At 68.5% G+C, this 696-nt stretch carries 1 protein-coding gene; it reads right to left on the bottom strand.

Going from position 1 to position 696, the window contains the following annotated elements; all coding sequences use genetic code 11:
* Positions 1-13 precede the first annotated feature (13 nt).
* Positions 14-313, bottom strand: a complete 300-nt coding sequence (locus NKJ94_RS37455; protein WP_352532813.1) for a DUF736 domain-containing protein — start codon at positions 311-313, stop codon at positions 14-16.
* Positions 314-696 lie beyond the last annotated feature (383 nt).

Genomic DNA, 696 nt, shown 5'->3' with positions numbered 1-696 from the left:
CGCCCTTGGCCGGTCATCGCGACCAGATGAGCTTGTGCTCGCCCTTGTCGCCCTGGACGAGGGAGGCGTAGACCGGCGCCGTGAAGGACGGATCGTCGAGCTTGAGCGAGAGGTATTCTGCGCCCGTCTCGCGGGCGGTCCGGCTCCATCCGGCGCCGAACTCGACACCATTGGCGGTGACGCGATAGTCGGGCGCCTTGTCGTTGTCGCGCTCGCAGGGCTTGATGGTTGCCTTGACGTTGAGGGCGAGGGTCTTGATCGTCCCGGCGTAGGCGCCGTTTTCGTCGCGGGTGAAGGTGCCGATCTGAGCCATTGTCGTATCTCCTGAGTTGCTCGAAGCCGCCCGATGCGGCCTCGATGGCGGTCGAGAGGCGACGGACCGGACGACTGCATCCTTGGGCCGTAGCGTGAGCGGAGGACGGCGGCAGCCGAGCTTGTTGCCCCGCGAGGAATGCGGCGCAGCCGCAGGGGAAGAAGGTCGGCGGAGCCGTTGCAGGCTGAGGCCGGCCCGGCGCCAGACCAGCCCCGAGGAGAGGCCGCCTGGGGGCTTCGCCGGCATTGTCGGCAGAGAACGACGCTGGGTCGGCGCCCTTCCAGCACGTTCGGCGCCGCTAGCGCGTCGGCCCCTCACGCTGTCACGGCACCATGCCCTGACCCGACAACACCAACCGAGCCCAACACGCCACTGACCATGGC

This window comes from Mesorhizobium sp. M0060 (assembly GCF_040323155.1).
GTDB lineage: Bacteria > Pseudomonadota > Alphaproteobacteria > Rhizobiales > Rhizobiaceae > Mesorhizobium.
This window is presented reverse-complemented; position numbering and strand designations above follow the sequence as displayed.